General features: G+C 62.9%; 21 protein-coding genes. 13 read left to right on the forward strand and 8 right to left on the reverse strand.

The genetic code is table 11. The features are described 5' to 3' along the window. Positions 1–31: 31 nt before the first annotated feature. From AC0L15_RS27175 to AC0L15_RS27185, 3 genes are all read left to right on the forward strand, one after another. Positions 32–439, forward strand: a complete 408-nt coding sequence (locus AC0L15_RS27175; RefSeq protein WP_287307580.1) for an ArsR/SmtB family transcription factor — start codon at positions 32–34, stop codon at positions 437–439. Then, positions 436–969 (forward strand): SRPBCC family protein, encoded by a 534-nt coding sequence (locus AC0L15_RS27180; RefSeq protein ID WP_128173048.1) that lies wholly within the window; start codon positions 436–438, stop codon positions 967–969. Before AC0L15_RS27175 ends, AC0L15_RS27180 begins: the two co-directional genes overlap by 4 nt. Before the next feature lie 132 nt (positions 970–1,101). Next, positions 1,102–1,668 carry a dihydrofolate reductase family protein gene (locus tag AC0L15_RS27185; RefSeq protein ID WP_473497645.1) on the forward strand — a complete coding sequence of 189 codons (567 nt, stop codon included), beginning with the start codon at positions 1,102–1,104 and terminating at the stop codon, positions 1,666–1,668. Between the two features lie 161 nt (positions 1,669–1,829). On the opposite strand, the gene AC0L15_RS27190 is transcribed toward AC0L15_RS27185, so the two are convergent. From AC0L15_RS27190 to AC0L15_RS27205, 4 genes are all read right to left on the reverse strand, one after another. Then, a complete protein-coding gene (locus AC0L15_RS27190; RefSeq protein WP_091599240.1) occupies positions 1,830–2,579 on the reverse strand; it encodes a glucose 1-dehydrogenase in 750 nt (249 codons plus the stop codon). 76 nt (positions 2,580–2,655) lie between these two features. Continuing rightward, positions 2,656–3,660 carry a sugar-binding protein gene (locus AC0L15_RS27195; protein WP_473497647.1) on the reverse strand — a complete coding sequence of 335 codons (1,005 nt, stop codon included), beginning with the start codon at positions 3,658–3,660 and terminating at the stop codon, positions 2,656–2,658. 53 nt (positions 3,661–3,713) lie between these two features. Then, the gene (locus tag AC0L15_RS27200) at positions 3,714–4,823 is read right to left on the reverse strand and encodes an ABC transporter permease (RefSeq protein ID WP_473497649.1); all 1,110 of its coding nucleotides are present in this window, start codon (positions 4,821–4,823) and stop codon (positions 3,714–3,716) included. Further along, positions 4,813–5,553 carry an ATP-binding cassette domain-containing protein gene (locus AC0L15_RS27205; RefSeq protein WP_287250215.1) on the reverse strand — a complete coding sequence of 247 codons (741 nt, stop codon included), beginning with the start codon at positions 5,551–5,553 and terminating at the stop codon, positions 4,813–4,815. The genes AC0L15_RS27200 and AC0L15_RS27205 overlap by 11 nt, the downstream gene beginning before the upstream one ends. A 190-nt stretch (positions 5,554–5,743) precedes the next feature. Between AC0L15_RS27205 and AC0L15_RS27210 the strand changes: the two genes are divergently transcribed. The 6 genes from AC0L15_RS27210 (at position 5,744) to AC0L15_RS27235 (ending at position 11,020) form a co-directional block, all read left to right on the forward strand. Further along, positions 5,744–7,195: an FAD-binding oxidoreductase gene (locus tag AC0L15_RS27210; protein WP_287250213.1), complete on the forward strand. Its 1,452-nt coding sequence runs from the start codon at positions 5,744–5,746 to the stop codon at positions 7,193–7,195. A gap of 11 nt (positions 7,196–7,206) precedes the next feature. After that, the gene (locus AC0L15_RS27215; RefSeq protein WP_287250212.1) at positions 7,207–7,935 is read left to right on the forward strand and encodes a FadR/GntR family transcriptional regulator; all 729 of its coding nucleotides are present in this window, start codon (positions 7,207–7,209) and stop codon (positions 7,933–7,935) included. Positions 7,936–7,937: 2 nt separating this feature from the next. Next, positions 7,938–8,375, forward strand: coding sequence for a VOC family protein (locus AC0L15_RS27220; RefSeq protein WP_473497651.1), 438 nt, complete (start codon positions 7,938–7,940; stop codon positions 8,373–8,375). A gap of 67 nt (positions 8,376–8,442) precedes the next feature. Continuing rightward, complete coding sequence (locus AC0L15_RS27225; RefSeq protein ID WP_287250209.1) at positions 8,443–9,489, forward strand: ABC transporter substrate-binding protein; 1,047 nt, start codon at positions 8,443–8,445, stop codon at positions 9,487–9,489. Beyond that, a complete protein-coding gene (locus tag AC0L15_RS27230) occupies positions 9,489–10,265 on the forward strand; it encodes an ABC transporter ATP-binding protein (RefSeq protein WP_419693948.1) in 777 nt (258 codons plus the stop codon). Before AC0L15_RS27225 ends, AC0L15_RS27230 begins: the two co-directional genes overlap by 1 nt. Beyond that, positions 10,262–11,020, forward strand: a complete 759-nt coding sequence (locus tag AC0L15_RS27235; protein ID WP_473497653.1) for an ABC transporter permease — start codon at positions 10,262–10,264, stop codon at positions 11,018–11,020. Before AC0L15_RS27230 ends, AC0L15_RS27235 begins: the two co-directional genes overlap by 4 nt. A gap of 101 nt (positions 11,021–11,121) precedes the next feature. Here AC0L15_RS27235 and AC0L15_RS27240 read toward each other — a convergent pair whose 3' ends face one another. Together AC0L15_RS27240 and AC0L15_RS27245 are read right to left on the reverse strand one after the other, a co-directional pair. Further along, positions 11,122–11,595, reverse strand: coding sequence for an AtaL-like protein (locus AC0L15_RS27240; RefSeq protein ID WP_287250203.1), 474 nt, complete (start codon positions 11,593–11,595; stop codon positions 11,122–11,124). Between the two features lie 39 nt (positions 11,596–11,634). Then, positions 11,635–12,504 (reverse strand): SDR family oxidoreductase, encoded by an 870-nt coding sequence (locus AC0L15_RS27245; RefSeq protein WP_287250202.1) that lies wholly within the window; start codon positions 12,502–12,504, stop codon positions 11,635–11,637. Between the two features lie 103 nt (positions 12,505–12,607). Between AC0L15_RS27245 and AC0L15_RS27250 the strand changes: the two genes are divergently transcribed. The 4 genes from AC0L15_RS27250 to AC0L15_RS27265 all read left to right on the forward strand — a co-directional run bounded on the left by AC0L15_RS27250 (position 12,608) and on the right by AC0L15_RS27265 (position 17,801). After that, positions 12,608–13,498, forward strand: coding sequence for a LysR family transcriptional regulator (locus AC0L15_RS27250; protein WP_287250201.1), 891 nt, complete (start codon positions 12,608–12,610; stop codon positions 13,496–13,498). Between the two features lie 394 nt (positions 13,499–13,892). Further along, on the forward strand, positions 13,893–15,722 hold the full coding sequence (locus AC0L15_RS27255; protein ID WP_473497656.1) for an adenylate/guanylate cyclase domain-containing protein: 1,830 nt from the start codon (positions 13,893–13,895) through the stop codon (positions 15,720–15,722). A gap of 213 nt (positions 15,723–15,935) precedes the next feature. Beyond that, entirely contained in the window at positions 15,936–16,118 is a 183-nt protein-coding gene (locus tag AC0L15_RS27260) for a hypothetical protein (RefSeq protein WP_287250199.1), read from the forward strand. Positions 16,119–16,244: 126 nt separating this feature from the next. After that, positions 16,245–17,801, forward strand: a complete 1,557-nt coding sequence (locus tag AC0L15_RS27265) for a serine hydrolase (RefSeq protein WP_473497658.1) — start codon at positions 16,245–16,247, stop codon at positions 17,799–17,801. A 208-nt stretch (positions 17,802–18,009) separates the two neighbouring features. Here AC0L15_RS27265 and AC0L15_RS27270 read toward each other — a convergent pair whose 3' ends face one another. Beyond that, positions 18,010–18,255 (reverse strand): MoaD/ThiS family protein, encoded by a 246-nt coding sequence (locus AC0L15_RS27270; RefSeq protein WP_023799104.1) that lies wholly within the window; start codon positions 18,253–18,255, stop codon positions 18,010–18,012. Beyond that, entirely contained in the window at positions 18,243–20,519 is a 2,277-nt protein-coding gene (locus AC0L15_RS27275; RefSeq protein ID WP_287250197.1) for a xanthine dehydrogenase family protein molybdopterin-binding subunit, read from the reverse strand. The genes AC0L15_RS27270 and AC0L15_RS27275 overlap by 13 nt, the downstream gene beginning before the upstream one ends. Between the last annotated feature and the right edge of the window lie 2 nt (positions 20,520–20,521).

The raw sequence follows: 20,521 nt of genomic DNA on the forward strand, positions 1-20,521 counted from the left end.
AATTCGAAAGCGCGCCTCTATATTCAACTACATGGTTGAATTAGAGACACCCCAGATCGACGCGGTTTTTCACGCGCTTGGCGACGCCACCCGCCGGCACATGCTTCGCGACCTCGCCGGCGGCGAGCGAACGGTGAGCCAGTTGGCGGAACCCTTCGCCATGTCGTTGGCGGCCGCCTCCAAGCACATCAAGACGCTGGAGAATGCAGGGCTTATTCGTCGCGAGGTGAGGGGCCGCACACATCTGTGCCGCCTCGAACCCGGACCGCTGGCCAGCGCCCACCAATGGCTCGGCTTCTACGAGCGCTTCTGGACCAACCGTCTCGACGTCCTCGAGCGTCTGCTTCGCGAGCAGGACGCACGCAAAGCCCCGGGTGATTCCGGGGCCCAGGATGATTCCAGGAAATCGCCCGCCTCAAAAGAAGGAGACGACCAATGAACCAGATGAAAACCATCGAAGCCTATGGCGAGCTGACCGAGCCAGCGACGTTCACCATCCAGCGGCTTTTGCCCGGCCCGATCGAGCGGGTCTGGGCCTATCTCACCGAGAGCGACCTGCGCCGGCAGTGGATGGCTGCTGGCCAGATGGAAATGAAGGCCGGCACGTCGTTCGAGTTGATCTGGCGTAACGACGAGCTGACCGATCCGCCCGGCCAGCGCCCCGCGGGCTTTCCCGAAGAGCATCGGATGGAGGGCCGGATCACCGAGCTCGATCAACCTTACAAGCTCGCCATTACCTGGGGAAACACCGGCGGGGTTTCCTTCTTGCTGGAGCCGAAGGGCAATGATGTGCTGCTCACCGTCATCCATCGCCGGCTGCCGGAACGCGCAATCCAGCTCAACGTCACCGCGGGCTGGCACATGCACCTCGACATGCTGGCCGCCCGCCTCGCCGGAAAGACGCCGACCTCGTTCTGGGATGGCTGGAGCCGCCTGCGGGCAGAATACGACCGCCGCCTGCCGGCCTGACACGACCGCGTCGGCTGAAGTCACCGCCCAGCCTCCACCGGCATTCGCCCGTGGAGGCTCGCACACCAGCAACGATGAAACGATGAAACGTGCTTGCATTGGGCAAGCCTGATGGAGGAAGTCATGCGCAAATTGATCGCCGGAATGAAGATTTCCGTCGACGGCAAGATGGAGGGACCCGAGGGTTACGCGGAATGGGTCGACGCGTGGTCGGAGGAGTATGGGCTGATGCCGCAAATCGATGCCTGCCTGCTCGGGAGCATCATGTACGCCGGCTACGAGCGCTACTGGAGCGCGATCCAGAATGAGCCGGATAAGCCGTTGCCGATGACCGGCAAATTGCCGACGCCGGAGGAGCTCGAATGGGCCCGCTTTGCCGAACATACCCCGCATTATGTGCTGTCGAACACGATGACTTCGGCGGCCTGGCCAAAGACGCGTTTCGTGCGGAGCCTCGAAGACATCGCTGGCCTCAAGCAGCAGCCGGGCAAGGATATCTATCTCATGGGCGGTGCGCGAATGACCGCGAGCCTCATCGATGCCGGGCTGGTGGATGAACTGCGGCTTATCCTCTATCCACTGCTCGTCGGCGAAGGGAAGGCGCTGTTTGGAGCAACGCAAAATCGTCGCGGGCTTGAACTGCGGAAGGTTCAGCAGCTCACAGATGGGCGCGTGAGCCTGGTCTTTGGAATTGGCTAAAGCGCGTCGCGTCTGCGACGCGCTTTAGGTTTTTGTTTTTATGCATGTCGTTATCCCAAAACCGCTGCGCACTTTTGGGCGACATGCATTAACTCAGCCGGTCTTCGCAGATTTCGCAGCGCTGCCCGGCTGAAATTTATTCCTGAAAGGCACGTCGCCGGTCAGAGGGAAACCGACAGCCCACCGTCGACGGCCAGCACATGGCCGTTGACGTAGGCGGCAGCGTCTGAGGCGAGAAACACCACGGCTCCGCCGAGTTCCTCAGGCTGGGCCCAGCGGCCCGCCGGGGTTCGTGCCTCGACCCATTTGGTGAAGGCCTCGTCGCTCATAAGTGCGGTGTTGAGCTCAGTAGCGAAATAGCCGGGGGCGATCGCGTTGACGGTGATGCCGTGACGGCCCAGTTCAGCGGCGGTCGAGCGTGTCAGCCCGTGCAGGCCCGCCTTTGCCGCCACATAGGCGTGAATGGTGGGACGGCCAAGGATCGCTGCAACCGATCCAGTGTTTATTATGCGCCCGAACTTGTTTGGCAGCATCAGGCGCACCGCGTCGCGCATCATGCGGAAGCAAGCCGAAAGATTGACGGCAATCACATGGTCGAAATCCTCGTCCTGCCATTCGACCAACTGACTTCGATGCTGGATGCCGGCGTTGTTGACCAGAATATCGAGGCGGCCGTGGCGTTCGACGATCCCTTCGAGCGACGCCCTCGAGATCGCCGCGTCGGTGACATCGAACGGCTGGGCTTCGGCACCGATCCTTTCGGCCGCCGCGGACAGCGCGGCCGGATCGCGGGCATTGACGATCACCGTCGCGCCGTTTTCCGCAAGTGCCTTGGCCATGGCGAAGCCGAGGCCACGCGAAGCACCGGTGACCAGCGCGACACGGCCGTTGAGCGAGAACAATTCCGACATTGATATCCCCCAAGAAAAGGGCGGGCTATGAAAAGGGCGGGAGTTTGCTCCCGCCCAATTAACGCTATTTGGAGCGCTATTTGGCGATGCAGGTATCCGCTGTCTCCGGCGTGCAAATGTCAAGGCCGGTATAGGTCGGGTCGGCCGGCGAAGCCTTGCCGTCCTTCATGTCCTTCAGCCCCATCATCGTCTTGTAGCCCATTTCGAACGGCCGCTGGCCGACCTGGCCGAGCGAGAACCCTTCCTTCATCTGGTCGATCTGTACGGGAAGCGTATCGGCGACGACCAGGGCCAGGGCCTTCGAGGCGATCTTGTCCTTGTACGGCGCGACCGCGGCGCGATTGGCATCGGGGATGAACTGCGGGAAGCCGCCGGTTGGGATGAACGCGTCGAGGCTCGGGTTTTTCGCCATGATGTCCTCGAACTGCTGCACCGAGCGCGGGAAGTCGTCGTCGGTGTAGAGTGGGCAGCCCTCGATTTCGGTCCAGCCGTTCTGTCCGGTCAGGCGGTCGCCGGGTGAGGCTGCCGATTTGGTCCCCGAAAGCGTGTCGCGAATGCCCTGCATGCGCTCATTGTGGTTGGCCGCCGCCGCGCCGCCCGACTGGATACAGATCGTGCCGCCCTTGGGCTTGATCTGCATGGCGAGCTTGGCGAGGTTCGTGCCGATCTCATAATTGTGCGTGCCGATATAGGCGACGCGCAGGTCTTTGTTCTCGGGCAGCAGATCGGAGTCCCAGGTGAGGACCGGAATGCCCGCGTCCTTGGCGGCCTGCAGCGCAACCGCCATCGCCGCAGCGTTCGATGGCGATACGGCGATGCCGTCCACCCTCTTGGCCACGAGATCCTGCACGATCTGTACCTGCTCGTCGCCGCCGCCATGCTCGCCGGGGCCGATATACATGCACTCCAGGGCACCATTCGATTCGGCTTCGGCCTTCTTGCAGCCGTCGCGTGCCTGGTCGAAGAAAGGATTGTTCATGTTCTTCGGCACCAGGGCGAAGGTGTATTTCGCCTCGGCACCGGAAACGGCAAGCACCATGGCGCCAAGCGCGACAGCCGCCGTCAGCAGATGTTTCTTCATGTGAAGTTCTCCTCCTTGGTGTGACGTCCCGCAGGCCTCCCGCCGGCGGGTTTCTAGCGGTGCTTTTTGGGCATCAGGACTGCCAGCGACGCGGCGAGGATCGACTTGCCGCCGGTTTGCATGCCCAAAAGAACCGCAAGAACGATGAAGGCGCCGACGAAGGCACCCTGCCAGTTTGAATCGATGCCGGCCATCAGCAGCGCATTCCTGATCACTTCGAGGAACGCCGAGCCGATGGCCGCACCGAAAGCCGTGCCGGCGCCGCCCATCAGGCTGGCGCCGCCAATCACTGTCGCCGCAATGACGCGCAGTTCGTAGCCCTGGCCCATCGCATTGATGGCCGAGCCGTTGTAGCCGAGCAGCAGGAGCGAGGCGATCGAGGCGGTGAAGGCAGAGAAAAGGTAGGCCTGGAATTTTATCCAGTCGACCGGAACGCCGGTGAGCCGTGCCGCCTCCTCATTGCCGCCGATTGCGAACAGATGCCGGGCCCAGGCAGTGAAGTTGAACACGAAGCCGACAATCAGCGCCAGGACCACCATGGTCCAGAATTGCGACGACAGTTCCGGTATCCAGTGCGGCGCCCAGTCCTCGGGTCCATGCCGCGGCCATTTCGCCTGGCCGATCGCCTTCACGATCGGAGCATCGGGCCCGAACTGGTAAAGCATCTGGTTGGCCGAGAAAACCACCGCGAGCGAGCGCGCGACGGACAGCATGCCGAGCGTGACGACAAAGGACGGCATTCCGACATAGGCGACAAAAAATCCGTTGACCGCGCCGCAGGCCAGGCCGGAAAAAAGGCCCATGGCGAAAGCGATGTACCAGGGATAATGCCAGGTGAGGAACAGGCCGGCGACGATGACCACGAGGCCCATGATCGAGCCGACCGACAGATCGATGCCACCGGTGATGATGACGACCGTCATGCCGAGCGCCATGATGCCGAAAGGCGCAAGATTGCGCGTCACATTGGCGACGTTTTCGGAGGTGCCGAAGCTCGGCTCCATCGCTGTCATCAAGATGACCAGCGCGATCAGCGCGATCGTCACCCAGAAGGGCTGACTTGAAATCACGCGTTGGAAAGCTGTCTGTTCCTTGGTCGGGACGAAGTCCGACATGGCCGCCTGGCCGGCATTCCCGGCCGATTCCTGAACACTATTCGCCACGGATGGCTCCCGTTATCAGTCCTGTGATTTCCTCGGGTGATGTGTTGCCGGTGTCCTTGTCGGCAACTTTGGAACCTCGCCTGAGCACGATGATGCGATCTGCGACGGCAAAAACGTCAGGCATGCGGTGGCTGATCAGCATGACACCGACGCCTTGCGCTTTCAGGCGCCGGATCAATTCGAGCACTTCCGCCACCTGGCGCACCGAGATGGCAGCGGTCGGCTCGTCCATCAACACCAGCTTGGCGTTTGAAAGCCGGGTTCGCGCAATGGCTACCGCCTGGCGCTGCCCGCCGGACATCTTCTTGACCAGATCGCGCGGCCTGGTTTCCGATTTGAGTTCCCTGAACAGCGCTGCCGAGCGGTCGATCATCGCCTGCTTGTCAAGCACTCTGATCGGCCAGAGACCTTTCTTGATCTCGCGGCCCAGGAAGACGTTCTGCGCCGCCGTCAGATTGTCGGCGAGCGCCAGGTCCTGATAGACGACTTCGATCCCCTTGGCGCGGGCCTGGACAGGTTTATGGAAATGGCAAACCTCGCCGTCCACGACAATTTCGCCGTCGCTCGGCGGGAAGTTGCCAGCCACGGTCTTGACCACGGTGGACTTGCCGGCGCCGTTGTCCCCCATCAGACCCACGACTTCGCCTCGCTCCACCTGGAAGCTGACGTCGCTCAGGGCCTGGATGGCCCCGAAATTCTTCGAAACGTGGCGAACCTCAAGCACCGGCATCGCGGTCCTCCCCGGACAACATTTGCCAATCATGTCCCGGACTTATGCAAGATAGCTAATCAGCGAAATGTATTCGACACAATCCTTATTCGAAGGAGACCGGTATCCGTTTTTAGCGGGGCAGGTGGACCCTAAGCATCGAGAAGAATAGGACTTGCGAAGTTGTAGGATGACCGTATGATCTGACCCGATGATCACGGATCGCCCCTCTCAACGCGAAGCTTCCGGCGCAATTGCTGAGCTGCCTGCGCAGTTGGCGGGTGATGCGCTGATAGACGGACGGTCGCCCCAGGCGGAGCGCTACCTCATCGATTGGAGCCGCGACAGGCGCGGAATTGCCCGCTTCATCGTGCGTCCAGGATCGGTGGAAGACATCCAGGCGTTTGTGAGATGGTGCTCGCAGAGCGGTATCGCCATCGTCGTGCAGGGTGGCAATACCGGACTTGCCGGTGGCGCCATTCCAGACAATTCGGACTACGCAGTGCTGTCGCTTGAGCGTCTCAATCGGATACGCCGCGTCGACCCGCTCGACTTCACGCTGCAAGCGGATGCCGGGGCCGTGCTGCAGGACGTCAAGGACGCCGCTGAAGCATCCGAGATGACCTTCCCGCTCGCGCTTGGCGCACAGGGATCCTGCACGATCGGCGGCAATGTCGCGACCAATGCCGGCGGCATCAATGTGCTGCGCTACGGCATGACGCGTGACCTGGTGCTCGGGCTTGAGGCGGTCCTGCCGGACGGCACCCTTTGGAACGGCATGAACGGGCTGCGCAAGGACAATCGCGGCTACAGCCTGAAGCAATTGATGATCGGCTCGGAAGGGACGCTGGGAGTCGTCACCGGCGTCGAAGTAAGGCTCTCGCCCCGGCCGACGCAGGTCGAGACCGCCTATGTCGGACTGGGCAGCTTCCGCCAGGCGTGCGAGCTGTTCCGGATGGCAAGGCATCTCTGCTCCGACCTTCTCAGCGCGTTTGAGGTCATCGGCGAGGAGTGCCTGCCGCTGGTCCATCTCATCGATCCGAATCTGCGCTCGCCGTTGACGCGAGTATGTCCGGTTCACGCGATCGTCGAACTCGCCTGTGGGCCAGGGATAGATGCCGGCGGCCTTCTTGAAACGATGCTGGCGCGCGCCCTCGAGGCCGACCTGATCAGGGACGGCGTCGTCGCGCAAAGCCGCTCGCAGGCCGCCACATTCTGGGCCATCCGTGAGGGCCTGGTCGAGGGGCAGGCGCGGCGCGGCTTTCATGTCCGCACCGATCTCTCGGTTCGTCTCAGCCAGGTGCCGACGCTGATCGAGCAAGCACGCGCGTGCATTGTGCGCGACTGGCCTGGCTGGGCATCCCTGACCTATGGCCATGCGGGCGACGGCAACATCCATTTCAACGTGCTGCCTCCGATAGATTGCGAGCCCGGCGAAGCGAGGACCGTGGGGCAGGCGGTTTTGGCCCGGCTCTACGAGCTGGTCGGAGCGCTCGGCGGCTCGTTCAGTGCCGAACATGGCGTCGGTCGCAGCCGCAGTCACGTGTTCTGGGCCGGCCTGTCGCAACGCGAACGGCAGCTTCATACCGCGATCAAGGCAGCCTTCGATCCGGCAGGCCTGTTCAATCCCGCGTGTCTCATGCCTGGTCCGGGCGATTTGTAGGGGAAAGCCGCATGAAGCAGCGTTCGTCCATCATCGGCAGCGTGGAGGCGCTTCCGCATCGCGTCGCTTCGCATCTGAGCCGCGAGATCGAGGGCGGCGACATCATCCCGGGAGCCCGGCTCCCCACCGAAAGCCAGCTCGCCGACAAGTTCGGCGTCAGCCGAAATGTTGTCAGGGAAGCGATCGCGCAGCTTCGCGCCGATGGCATGATCGAGGCGCGTCAGGGCGTAGGCGCATTCGTCATGGCGCCGGAACAGCGGACCGCCATCCGGATCGACCGTGAGGCGCTGAAAGACCAGCGCAACATGGAGCAGGTCTTCGAGCTGCGCAGCATCCTGGAGACCGAGTCCGCCACGCTGGCCGCGGCGCGCGGTACATCCGATGATCTTGACGCAATCAAGGCTGCGCTGGACCGCATGGGCGGCGAGGAGCGCTGGGAGGATGGCAGCATCGAGGCCGATCTGCTTTTCCATCGGGCGATCGCCCGGGCGACCGGCAATAGTTACATCTACACCTTCATTTCCTTCGTCTGCGAGCAGATCCGCCAGTCGATCCACTATGCCCGCCTCACCAATCCGCTCCACGACCTGGTCGAGGTCAACGTCGCCGAGCACGTGCGGATTTACGACGCTCTCGCCGCGCATGATCCACAGGCTGCCGGCGAGGCGATGCGCCGGCACATCGAAGGCGCCGCATCGCGCGTAGGCGTCGAGCTCACCGCGATCAATCGAGGCAAATGACCATGTCGCTCGGGCAGACCAAGGCAATCACCGATATCTGCCTGCTTGTCGAGGATATCGACCGCACCATCGACTTCTACACGCAGAAGCTTGGCTACCGGATCAGACGCCGCGCCGAGGGCTTTGTCGATTTTCATTCCGAGCGCGTGACGCTCGCCGCATGGCAATTGGACCACATCAATCGCCACTGCGGCGTCTCGAATGTCCGCTCACCGAAGCAGGCGCACAAGGCATGCGTCGCCATGGAACTCGAAAGCGCCGGCGAGGTCGACCGGCTCTACACCGAACTGTCGGACAAGGGCGTGCCGTTCGTCGGGCCGCCCGGCGACTATGTCTGGAACGCGCGCTGCGCCTACTTCCACGATCCGGACGGCACGCTGTGGGAACTCTATGCCTGGACCGGCGCCGGACCGGGCGACTATCACGACACGCAAGTGTGATTGGATCGCGACGGCCTCGCAAGAAGGGCCGCGCCGCATGCAAGCAGTCCAACAAAGGAGCAAGAAGATGAGTGGGAACGCATCGCAGTGGAATCGCAGATTGATCCTGAAGGCCGGCGCCGCCGGCCTCGCGGCTTTCGGGCCGGGACTTCAGCTGTTTGGCGCCAGCGCATCGGCAGCCGCCAAGCTCGTCGTCCAGTATGACTGGCTGATGTCGAACGGCCAGATCGGCGACGTCGCAGCCGTCGCCAATGGCTACTTCAGCGCAGCTGGGCTTGAAGTGGAGTTCAGCCCCGGCGGGCCGAACGCCGCCACCGTGCCGCCAGTGGTGTCCGGTGCCGCTCAACTCGGCCAATTCTCCGAATCGCCTCAACTCTATGCCGCGCGGGCGAGCGGCGTTCCGGTGAGGATAATCGCCTGCGGCTATCGCACCGGGCCCTATGCGCTGACGTCGAAACCGGAGAAGCCGATCCGGTCGGTGGCGGATCTGAAGGGGATGCGGATCGGCACGCAGCCGACCGCGCGCTTTGCCATCGACGCGATGCTCGCGAAGAACAAGATCGACCCTTCCGAGGTCACTATCGTCAATGTCGGGTTCGACAAGGCGCCGTTGGTTCGTGGCGACGTCGATGCGATCGGCGGCTGGATCACCAACACGCAGGCGCTCAGCGTCGTCGGTGACGATCGCATCGATCTGCTGTTGTCGGAGCTCGGCCTGGCGTCCTATGCCAACGTCTACTTCGCGACCGACAGCGCCATCGAATCCGATTCCGCGACCCTGGCGAAATTCATCGGCGCGGTCGCCAAGGGGTGGGGCTGGGTCTACGCCAATCCCGAGCAGGCGGTCGACAAGCTTGTCGCGGCCTATCCCGAGATCGATGCGGGCTGGGAAAAGAAGACGATCCCCCTGGTGCTGAAACTGTCGTTCGACGACAACACGAAAAAGGATGGATGGGGCACCTTCGATCCTGCCTCGATCGAGAGGCAGATCGCGCTGCTTGACCAGATTGGCCAGTATCCGAACGGCAGGCCGAAGGCCGAGGACATTTATACGACGAAGCTCCTCGAACTCACTGCGGCTGAACGGCCGAAGCTCGGCGCGCCCGCCTCTTGATGGCGGCGCCGGCCATCGAAACCTCCGGGCTCGACGTCGGCTATCCCGGCCGGCGCTCGCCCGTGACGGTGATCTCCGGCCTCGAACTGACAGTCGAGGCCGGGACGTTCCTGTCGATCCTCGGGCCTTCGGGGTGCGGAAAGTCGACGTTTCTGCGCGTTGTCGCCGATCTTCTGGCGCCGCTCGCGGGCACGATACACGTGATGGGCGAAACGCCGTCGGCGGTGCGCTCCGGCCGCGGCGTGGGTTTTGTCTTCCAGGACTCGACCCTTTTGCCGTGGCGCACGGCGCGCGAGAATGTTCGGCTGCCGATCCAGGTCGGCCGCCGCAGCCTGTCGCGCATGATAGACGACCGGGCCGACGAACTGCTCGAACTCGTCGGCCTGTCGGCCCTCAGTGAGCGCCTGCCGCATCAGCTTTCCGGCGGACAGCGCCAAAGGTTGGCAATCGCCCGGGCGCTGCTTGGCGAGCCACGTCTGCTTCTGATGGATGAACCCTTTGGCGCACTTGACGAGATCACCCGCGACCGCCTCAACGACGAATTGCTGAATCTTTGGCGGCGGACCGGAACGACCGTGCTGTTCGTCACGCATTCCATTGCCGAAGCGGTCTATCTCGGACAGCGTGTGATCGTGCTTGCCGCCCATCCCGGCCGGATCGTCGCCGACCACGACCTTCGTCCGCTGAAGGGGCCGGACAACAGATGCTCGCGCGAGGATCCGGCGATCGTCGCGGCAATGGCCAGGATGCGCTCCGCCCTCGGAGCGGCGTCGTGAACCAGGGCGCGCTTTCGCCATTCGCACAGGCTGCGCTGCCGATCCTCGGCGCCGGCTCGCTTATTCTCGCATGGCAATTCCTGCTGCCGCTCGCCGGCGTGCCCGCTTACATCGTTCCGACGCCGACCGCGATAGCGGGCGTGTTTGCCGGGAACGGATCGCTCCTCCTGTCGAACCTCTGGCCGACGGCCATCGAGGCGCTCTCCGGCTTCGTGCTCGGCAACCTCGCCGCAGTGCTGCTGGCGGTCGTCTTCGTTCACAGCCGTACGCTGCAGGCGGCCTATTTTCCGGTCGTGCTGTTCTTCAATACGATCCCGGTGCTGGCGCTGGCCCCGGTCGTCATCCTCATCTTCGGCCTCGGCATGCTGCCCAAGATCGTGATCGCGGCGGTGATCTGTTTCTTCCCAACGCTCATCAACATGATCCGGAGTCTGGAATCGGCGAGCCCCAGCGAGCATGAGCTGTTCCGCGTGCTGTCGGCGACGCGCTGGGAAGTATTCTGGCGCCTGCGCCTGCCGCGCGCGCTGCCATTGCTTTTCGCTTCGCTGCGGATCGCCTCAGCGACCGCGGTGATCGGCGCGATCGTCGGCGAGTGGATCGGCTCCGACAAAGGTCTCGGCGCGCTGATCATCCAGGCGACCTTCAACTACCAGTCCGACCGGCTCTACGCCGCCATCGTGCTCTCATCGCTGTTGTCGATCGGGTTCTTCATGACGGTCGTCGCCGCTGAGCGATGGTCGGTTCGATACCGTTAGAGGCGGCTGAACGCGTCGGCGACGGACGTAGCATCATTTGTTCCCGCGAAGGCAGGGCGCCTCCTTGAGAGCCGCCCTGTTGCTTGTGTTTCTGGCGATGATTAGAGCTTTCCCGCTGCGAGCAGTTCGCGGGTCCGCTTAAGCGTCGACAGCAGGGCGGCCTTGTAGCCGTTTTCGTTGGCGAACTGAGCCTGCTCGGCCTGCTCCTCTCGACCGTTTGGCTCTTTGCCGCGCAGGCCAATGTAGCAGTAGAAGCGAAGCTGCAGTGCGCCTTCTCCATCTTCGAACAGTTCGTTGACAATCGCTCCCTCGCGCGGACCGGATGCCTGGAAGAAGGTGACCTTGCTTTCCGGCTCGAGCGTGACGATTTCGCGTAGGTCGTGGCCACCGATCGTGTCCTCACGCACGAAGTGGGTAGCGCTTTCCTCCACAACGTCGCAACGGGTGCAGAGACCCGTGACGAGGAACAAGCGGGCGTCGCGTGCTTTCAGCTCGAGACCCTTCCACACTTGAGCGCGCGTCAATGGGACTTCGCCTTCCGCGTTCACCGGAACTGTGGCAGTTGAATAAATCATGATGACAGTCCTTGTGATCAGACAGGGGCTGCGCTTCCGTCAGGCGGAGGCAGCGGTTTCCGAGGCGAAGGCTCGATATGGGCGCAGTGGACGTCCGAGCAGGGCAGTCAGGCGCTCGACGTCGCCGGCCCCAGGCAGCATCCCGTTGGTGAAGAAGCGCTCGCCCATCAGACGCATGTCGTAGGCCATCCAGGCTGGCACGAACTGCTTGAGATTTTGCTCAAAATCCTCGGTATTGTCGCCGCCGTAGTTGATCGGGCGGGCGAGCACGTCTGACCAGATGGCGGCGATATCCGCCCCAGTCAGTGTCTCTGGACCGACGAGGTTGATCCAGTCGATCGCAAGCGGCTCTGCGGCCTGTTCACGGCGCAGCAGCTCAAGGGCGGCGATCTCGGCGATATCACGGACGTCGATCATGGCGAGACCCTTGTCGCCGATCGGCATTGTGTAGGTGCCATAGCCGGTGATGACGTCTTTGATCATCAGATCGTTCTGGATGAAGTAAGCTGGGCGCAAGATCGTAGCCTTGAAGTCCATCTGCTCGATCATTCGCTCGACGCCGAACTTGCCAGCGAAATGGGGCACGTTCACGTAGCCGTCAGCGTGGATCACCGACAGATATACGATCCGCTCGATACCGGCCGATCGGGCGACGTTCAGCGCGACCAAAGCTTGGGTGAATTCGTCCGGAACTACGGCGTTCAAAAGGAACAGAGTGGAAACTCCAGACATGGCTTTGCGCAGCGAATCGACATCGAGAAAGTCGCCTTGCACGACGGATACGCCTGCCGGGAAGTTGGCTTTCGACGGATCGCGGACGAGAGCACGTACATCAGCGCCGCGATTGACGAGGTGTTCGACGACTTGGCGGCCAATATTGCCTGTGGCCCCGGTAACGAGAATGGTCATGAAATTTCTCCTGTTGGGTTGCTTGACACGGCCAATATGTGTGGCTCACTGAGCGTCCAACAGGCTGAAATTTTAGACGCACCGTCTCGCTGGTGGAACACACATGGATTTTCTTGCCCTCGCCGATTTTAATCTCGTTGCCCGCCACGGTGGTTTCGGCAAAGCGGCAAGGGCCACCGGCCGACCTAAGGCGACCCTGTCCCGGCGCGTTGGAGAATTGGAAAGCAGCCTTGATCTGCGCCTGTTTGAACGGGGTGCGCGTAGCCTGAAGCTCACCGAAGAAGGACGGGCGCTCTTCGAGCGGACAGGGGCGCTGCTTGCCGAACTGGACGAGACGGCTTCGGCGATTGCCTCGGGCGGTCAGAGACCCAAGGGCAGATTACGGATTAGCGCACCTTTGCTTTTTTCTCAGACCGCAATGGGGAGGATTGCTGCGGGGTTTGCCCTTAAATATCCGGAGGTGAGGCTGGAGGTTACGACTGAGGATCGGCCTGTTGACATGATCGAGGAAGGCTACGATCTGGCAATCCGAGTCAATCCAGATCCCGACGAAAGCCTGGTTGGACGGGCGTTTCTCCGCGACCGCCTGGTCGTAGTGGCGAGCCCTGACCTTCCTCGCGCGAGTGGTGGACTCGCCGCTCCTGGCGTCGCGCGCTGGGCGGGCGATCGGCAAACATGGCACGTGAAGACACAAGGTGGCCGGTCAACAATTGCAATCGAGCCTGTCCTCGCTTTGTCGATGCTCGTCATGGTCCGGGATGCGGTGCGAGCCGGCGTCGGTGCAGCACGTCTTCCCATTTCGTTGGTGGCCCACGACTTGGCTGACGGCACGCTGGTACTATGGGGGGATATCGACGGCCCCGAGATCGCTCTATGGGCGCTCTACCCATCTCGGCGGCTACTCAGCGCGCGAGTGTCGGCGTTCTTGAATTTTCTAAAACAGGCCTTCCCAAATGGGACGCCGGACGAACTAGCCGCCTATATTGGCAGGTGATGACCGAACCCGCGTTCGGGCGTAGAAAGTCCTATGCAACAAAAAAACGAAAACTGAGAAGCGCTTTGCCAGCGTCATGGATGAACTCACGTCCCATGCCAGCCTGCTTAGCAAAATGTGCTGGAACTATGGCCTGTCTTCCGATGCACTTTGTCAACAGAACCTAGTGGTGAAAGTCTGACGCTTGGTGCCGGTGGACGGCAAGAACCGACCCAAACGAGCCATTCCGGCAGGTAAGCTCGAATGTCTTGAATGTGGTAGAATACGAAATTGGTCAACCGTCGCCGCATCAGCCATCAATGAACGCGCGGAAAGTAGCGATTTGCTGAGTACTGGTGAGGTCAGTTTCTTATCGGAACAACCAATACTATGATCCGACGGGGCCAGGCCAACAATGGACCGCAAGCTTGCCGCAATTCTAGCCGCAGATGTAGTGGGCTATTCGACTCTAATGGAGCGCGATGAGGCGGGCACTTTCGAGCGCCTTCGTGCCGGACGCAAGGATCTGTTTGAGCCCGAGATTGCCCGCCATCACGGCCAGATTTTCAAGCTTATGGGCGACGGGATGCTCGCCGAGTTTGGCAGCGTGGTGGATGCCGTGGAATGCGCCGTCTCGCTGCAGCGCGGGCTGGCGGAACGGAACGCCGCCGTTCCCGAGGACCAGCGGATCCGGGTCAGGATCGGGATCAATCTTGGCGAGGTGATCGTCGAGGGCGAGGACCGGTATGGCGAGGGCGTCAATGTCGCGGCCAGGCTCCAGCAGCTGGCCGACCCAGGCGGCATCTGTGTCTCGGCAAAGGTCGCCAGGGAGGTTGAGAGGAAGTTGGCGTTCGGCTTCGAGCCGATGGGCGAGCAGAAGGTGAAGAATATCGCCGAACCGGTGCAGGCCTTCCGCGTCATCCTTGAGGGACAAGCCCCACGCCAACCAGCGCGGTCATCGCCTCCGCGCTGGGTTTGGGCAGGAGCAGCGGTGCTCGCCCTTATTCTGGTTTTGGCCGGGACGACCTGGCGGTTCTGGCCGTCGGCGACAGTGAGCGACATGCCGAGGATTGCGGTCCTTCCCTTCGATGACATGAGTGCCGGCGCGGATCAGGGATATCTCAGCGACGCCGTCGCCGAGGGGATCATCACCGAGCTTTCGCGGAGCAAGACTTACGCCGTCATCGCCCGCAACTCGAGTTTCAGGTACCGCGACAAGCCCACCGACGCCAGGCAGATCGGAGATGAACTCGGCGTCGACTACCTGCTCGAAGGCAGCCAGCAGAAGATCGGAGACCGGCTGCAAGTGACCGCCCAGTTGCTGAATGCGCATGACGGATCGCATCTGTGGGCTAACACCTACAACCGCGAGATCGGTGATCTGTTCGTCGTCCAGGAGGAGATCATCCGCACGCTTGCGGATCGGGTCGGGCGCAGGATCCAGCGCCCCCTGCCAAAGAGCGACGCCGCGCAGGTCAGCGCGCTCCACTATCACCTGATGGCGATTGCCGAGATGCGCAGCAGTGCTTTCACGGCCGCGGGGAACCAACTGGTGCGGCAACTGAGCCTCAAGGCGATCGAAGCGGATCCAAACGCCCAGTTCGGCTATATCGGGCTGGCCTGGTCCTATCGCCATGATGTGACATTCGGGTGGCACGAGAAGGAACATAACCGGGACGAGGCCTTGAAGCGTGGCGCCGAGTACGCCGACAAGGCAATCCTGCTCGCTCCGGACGATGCCGAGGCACATCATATCCGCGCCCGCATCCATACTGAAGCTGGAGAGATCGAGCAGGCCCTGGCACAGTTCGATCAGGCAATTGCGCTGAACCCCAGCAATTCAAGCATCCTTCACGGCAGTACGGACCCGCTGCTGTATGTTGGCCGCATCGACGAAGCGATCGATCGGATCGAGCAGGCCAAGGGCATCGATCCTTTTCACTCTGATTTGCTCCACTGGCAGATGAGCTGGGCGCTCTGGGAAAAGAACGATTGCCGGGCTGCGCTGGCGGCGATGCGGAAAATGTCTAGAATCCCGACAGGCGCACACCGAATGCTTGCGGGGATCCACGCTTGTCTGGGAAACGAGCGGGAGGCAAGGGAAGCGCTTGCGGTTTTCCTCAAAGACTCTCCCGGCCAATCCATCAGTAAAGAACGCAGGAAGTGGGAGAAGATATGGACCGCCCCCGGAAGCCTCGAACGCTGGATCAAGGACATGCGGTTCGCGGGCTTGCCGGAGGAGTGACGGCTGTCCGTGCGCTAGGCTCTCACCGGAACTTCTGGAATGGTCGGTTAGCGACTGAGTGCCAATGTCGGAAATTGGCCCTTCCTGTCAGTTCAGATCGATGACGGCAACGTGAACTTTCCACCCTGAGCTGCCCTACGCGTCGGGTAGCAAGCGTCAGGCTTTCACCACTAGGCGCCGCCTCCGGCGGCTTACCGCCGCGATGCGACCGCGGTGATCGGCGCGATCGTTGGCGAATGGATCCGGTCCGACAAGGTCTTGGCGACGATCGTCGACGCGACCTTCAACTATTGGTCCGACCGGCTCGACGCCGCTATCGTGCTCTCATCGCTGTTGTCGTTCGGGTTCTTCATGACTGTCGTCGCCGCCGAGCGATGGTCCGTTCGATATTTTTGACCGGTTGGCTACCGGGGATGGCCGCTTGGCGTCGCGTAGCGGACTTTGCTGTATCGCGCACGCGAGGGCTGGCCTTCCCTGCGTCGGCCTGTAGTATGACAGTGCTTGCAGGGGAGGAGCTCGAGCGTGGGGTTGGGTCGGAATTTCCGCCGTTGGGGGACGTTGGCCTTCATCGCCGTCATGGTGCTTTCGCCGCAGGCGGCGTCGGCCGACAGCCTTACGCCCGACCGGATCACTGCCGCCCTGTCGAAGCTCGAACTGCTCGCCGAAGGTGTCGTCGCGGACGGTGCCGTACCTGGTCTCGCCATCGGCGTCGTGCATGACGACAGGGTGGTCTTTCTCAGAGGGTTCGGGCGTCGCGAGGCCGGCAAGCCGGAGACCGTCGACGCCGACACGGTGTTCCAGATCGCCTCCCTCTCCAAGCCAGTCTCGGCAACGATAGTGGCGGCGCTGGTCAGCGAGGGCATCGTATCCTGGGATGCGAAAATCGTCGATCTCGATCCCGCCTTCCGGCTCGCCGAGCCCTATCCGACCAGTGAACTCACGGTCCGCGACCTGTTTTCGCACCGCAGCGGGCTTCCCGGCACCGCCGGAGACGATCTTGAGGACATTGGCTACGATCGCGCGGAGATCCTGCGTCGTCTGCGCTTCGTGTCGCCATCGTCGAGCTTTCGCGCCGGCTACTCCTACAGCAATTTCGGACTGACCGAGGGTGCCACCGCGGCCGCGAAGCCGACAGGCAAATCGTGGGAGGAGGTCGCCGAGGAGAAGCTCTACCGGCCGCTTGGAATGACCTCGACCAGCTCCCGTCATGCGGACTTCATCAAGCAGGCCAATCGCGCCGCGCTCCACGTCAAGATCGACGGCGTCTGGGCCGCGAAGGTAAAGCGCGATCCGGATGCGCAGGCGCCCGCGGGCGGCGTCAGCTCCACGGCGCGCGATCTCTCGCAATGGGTGCGCCTCATGCTCGGCAACGGCGTCTATAGCGGCGAGACACTCATTAAGGCCGATGCACTGGACCAGACGCATGTTCCCCTGATGGCGCGCGGCAGGAACCCCGTCTCAGGCGGCACGTCCTTCTACGGCCTCGGCTGGAATGTCGAATTCGGCCGGCACGGCCTGAGCTGGGGCCATGCCGGCGCCTTCAGCGTCGGCGCCCGCACGCTGGTGACGCTCTTTCCCGAGCAGAAGCTTGGCATCGTGATTGTCGCCAACGCCTTTTCGACAGGCGTGCCGGAAGGGCTGTCCGACAGTTTCGCCGATCTCGTCTTCGACGGAACGGTCGAGAAGGATTGGATCAAGGCATGGGACGATACCTATGCGGGTCTGTTCGGCCCGGCAATCGCGGCGGCCAAGGCCACCTATGCCGCGCCACCGTCTCCGGCAAGTCCGGCCCGGCCAGCCAGCGCCTATGCAGGCCGTTACTCCAACGACTTCATCGGCGATGCGGTCGTGTCGACTGCGGGAGACACTCTTGTGCTCAAGGTCGGGCCGGCCGGCGCCCGGTCATATTCGTTGAAGGATTTCGACGGCGACCTCTTCCTGACCTTCCCGGACGCCGAGACGCCGGACAGGCCATCGGGCGTAGGCTTTGACATCGGCCCCGACGGCAAGGCGTCGGCCATAACCATAGAGTTTCTCAACGATAACAATCTCGGCACGCTGCAGCGCGTCGGAGATTAGAGTTCCTCTGCGCCTTCGTCATCCTGGGGCGGAGCAAGGAGCGAAGCGACGCGGCGCAGACCCTGGGATCCATTCCGTTACATAAGCCGAAGAATGCTGCGGCTCAGAATAAAAGCGCTCTGTAGCGATCTTTCGCGCCCCCTCGCGCTGTTCCTCCGCGATCAAAGGTTCTGCACCGCAGCAGCGCTCCGAGGTAAGATGGTGCCAACTATCCTCCCGCCAGTCTCGGCAGCAGGAATATCTCAGCGCCCTGCGGCAATTCCTTCGACCAGGTGTCGCGATAGATAACCCCGTCTATGGCGACTGCGATGCCGCGGTCGATGTAGGGCTCGAAGCCGGGATACTGCTCAGCCAGCTTCCTGAACAGCTCCCGAATATCCTTCGCCTCGATCTCGACCTTGCTCTTGCCTCCGGCGATTGCGCCGAGCGATCCCCAGAGCGTTACTTCGACCATCGGCCTCCCCGTTCCGCCTCGATCGCCGCGAGAATCCGCGGCGGCGACATCGGGATATGCGTCATCCGCACGCCCGCGGCGTTCGACACCGCATTGGCGATCGCCGCCAGCGGCGGCACGATCGAGGTTTCGCCGACGCCCCGCACCCCGTAAGGGTGGTTGGGATTGGGGATCTCGAGGATCTGCGTGTCGATCATCGGCAGGTCGGAGCAGACCGGGATGCGGTAGTCGAGAAAGCCGGGGTTCTGCAGCCGCCCGTCCTTGCCGTAGACGTACTCTTCGTTGAGCGCCCAGCCGATGCCTTGCGCGGCACCCCCCTGGTACTGCCCCTCGACATAGGTCGGGTGCACCGCCTTGCCGGCATCCTGCACGACCGTGTAGCGCAGCACCCTCGTGGCGCCGGTCTCCGGATCGACCTCGATATCGCAGATATGGGTGGCGAAGGAGACGCCGGCGCCGTCGGCGACGAGCTCGCTGTGGCCGGCGATCGGCCCGCCGGTCTTTCCTGACCCGGCCGCGATCTCCTTCAGAGACAGCGCCGCAAGGTTGCCGTACTTCTCGCCTTTGGCGATGGCGTGGCCGTTTTCCCAGAGCACGTCGTCGACGGGAACATCCCACATCTGCGCGGCGCGTTCCCGCAGGATCTTGATGGCGTTGCGGGCGGCCGAGATCGTCGCCATCGAGGAGGAGAAGGTACCGCGGCTGCCGTCCGTCATGTCGTTGTAGCCGAGGCTGGAGGTGTCGGCGACCACCGCCTTGATCTGCTCATAGGTGATGCCGAGTTCCTCCGCCGCCACCAGCGACAGCGACGCGCGGGAACCACCCACATCGACCGTGCCGACGGCAAGCGAGACCGAGCCGTCCATGCCGATGTTGAGGTCGGTGCAGGTCTGGCCGCCGAAGTTGAACCAGAAGCCGCAAGCCATGCCGCGGCCCTGGTTCTTGCCCAGCGGCGCCTGCATGTGCGGATGGTTCTTCGCCGCCTCCAGCGTTGGGCCGATGCCGATCGGGCCGTAAACCGGGCCGTAGGACGATCGGGTGCCTTCCTGGGCGGCGTTCCTGATCCGGAACTCGACCGGATCCATGCCGATCTCCTTGGCCAGCTCGTCGACGGCACTTTCCACTGCAAACGCCGCCATCGGCGCCGATGGCGCGCGATAGGCCGCCGTCTTTGGCCGGTTGACCAGCACTTCGTAGCCGACCGTCCTGACGTTAGCGAGATTGTAGCAGGCGAACGCGGTCATGGCGCCGAGCTCGGCCCACATGCCGGCATAGGGGCCGCAGGAATAGCGCAGCGTCGCCTCGGCCGCGGTGATCGTGCCGTCCTTGCGGGCGCCGATCCTGACGTCGATCGAGGTGGCACTGGTCGGCCCGGAGGCGCGGAACACCTCGTCGCGCGTCATCACCAGCTTGACCGGCCGGCCGGCCTTGCGCGACAGCGCCAGCGCCACCGGCTCGGCCCAGACGTGGGTCTTGCCGCCGAAACCGCCGCCGATCTCCGACGAGGTGACGCGCAGCTTGGAGGCTTCCATGCCAAGCAGCTGAGCGCAGTGCTGGCGGTAGACGAAATGGCCTTGCGTGCAGACCCAGAGGTCGGCGGTGCCGTCGGAACTGACGCTCGCCACGCAGGCATGCGGCTCGATATAGCCCTGGTGCGTCTGCTCGGTCTTGAAGGAGCGTTCGACGACGTAATCGGCCTGGCCAAATCCCTCATGGATGTCGCCATGGCCGTACTGGCTGCGTTTGGTGACGTTGGACGGCTTGACGGGCTTTTGCTCAAGGCCCTCGGTGAAGATGGTGTCGTCGAGCACGGGCGCCGAGTGCTTCATCGCCTCGTCGACATCGGTCACGTGCGGCAGCACTTCATAGTCGACCTCGATCAGCTTCAGCGCCTGCCTTGCCGTGCGGGCGTCGACCGCGGCGACCGCGGCCACCGCATGGCCGTCATAGAGCGCCTTCTTGCGCGCCATGCAGTTGTCGAGGATGTCGTACATGGCGGCATCGCCGTCGGTGAGGTCGGGCAGGTCGGCCGCGGTGATCACCGCCTTCACGCCGTTGAGCTTCTCCGCCTTCGACGTGTCGATCTTCCTGATCGTGGCGTGCGCGTGCGGGCTTCTCAGGACACGCCCGACCAACTGGCCGGCCATGTTGAAATCCGCGCCATAGCGCGCGCGGCCCGTTACCTTGTCGACGCCGTCGGGGCGGATGGGACGCGTGCCGACGGAGGCGAAATTGCGTCCGGAATAACGCGGATCGAAGTTCATCG

Source organism: Mesorhizobium sp. WSM4846, from assembly GCF_055811415.1.

What these genes read in the sequence shown, in the direction of transcription:
- AC0L15_RS27175 (WP_287307580.1), top strand. Translation starts at nt 32, where the DNA reads ATGGTTGAATTAGAGACACCCCAGATCGACGCGGTTTTTCACGCGCTT.
- AC0L15_RS27240 (WP_287250203.1), bottom strand. Translation starts at nt 11,595, where the DNA reads ATGATTTATTCAACTGCCACAGTTCCGGTGAACGCGGAAGGCGAAGTC.
- AC0L15_RS27190 (WP_091599240.1), bottom strand. Translation starts at nt 2,579, where the DNA reads ATGTCGGAATTGTTCTCGCTCAACGGCCGTGTCGCGCTGGTCACCGGT.
- AC0L15_RS27195 (WP_473497647.1), bottom strand. Translation starts at nt 3,660, where the DNA reads ATGAAGAAACATCTGCTGACGGCGGCTGTCGCGCTTGGCGCCATGGTG.
- AC0L15_RS27270 (WP_023799104.1), bottom strand. Translation starts at nt 18,255, where the DNA reads ATGGTCGAAGTAACGCTCTGGGGATCGCTCGGCGCAATCGCCGGAGGC.
- AC0L15_RS27250 (WP_287250201.1), top strand. Translation starts at nt 12,608, where the DNA reads ATGGATTTTCTTGCCCTCGCCGATTTTAATCTCGTTGCCCGCCACGGT.
- AC0L15_RS27255 (WP_473497656.1), top strand. Translation starts at nt 13,893, where the DNA reads ATGGACCGCAAGCTTGCCGCAATTCTAGCCGCAGATGTAGTGGGCTAT.
- AC0L15_RS27225 (WP_287250209.1), top strand. Translation starts at nt 8,443, where the DNA reads ATGAGTGGGAACGCATCGCAGTGGAATCGCAGATTGATCCTGAAGGCC.
- AC0L15_RS27275 (WP_287250197.1), bottom strand. Translation starts at nt 20,519, where the DNA reads ATGAACTTCGATCCGCGTTATTCCGGACGCAATTTCGCCTCCGTCGGC.
- AC0L15_RS27205 (WP_287250215.1), bottom strand. Translation starts at nt 5,553, where the DNA reads ATGCCGGTGCTTGAGGTTCGCCACGTTTCGAAGAATTTCGGGGCCATC.
- AC0L15_RS27215 (WP_287250212.1), top strand. Translation starts at nt 7,207, where the DNA reads ATGAAGCAGCGTTCGTCCATCATCGGCAGCGTGGAGGCGCTTCCGCAT.
- AC0L15_RS27210 (WP_287250213.1), top strand. Translation starts at nt 5,744, where the DNA reads ATGATCACGGATCGCCCCTCTCAACGCGAAGCTTCCGGCGCAATTGCT.
- AC0L15_RS27245 (WP_287250202.1), bottom strand. Translation starts at nt 12,504, where the DNA reads ATGACCATTCTCGTTACCGGGGCCACAGGCAATATTGGCCGCCAAGTC.
- AC0L15_RS27230 (WP_419693948.1), top strand. Translation starts at nt 9,489, where the DNA reads ATGGCGGCGCCGGCCATCGAAACCTCCGGGCTCGACGTCGGCTATCCC.
- AC0L15_RS27220 (WP_473497651.1), top strand. Translation starts at nt 7,938, where the DNA reads ATGTCGCTCGGGCAGACCAAGGCAATCACCGATATCTGCCTGCTTGTC.
- AC0L15_RS27180 (WP_128173048.1), top strand. Translation starts at nt 436, where the DNA reads ATGAACCAGATGAAAACCATCGAAGCCTATGGCGAGCTGACCGAGCCA.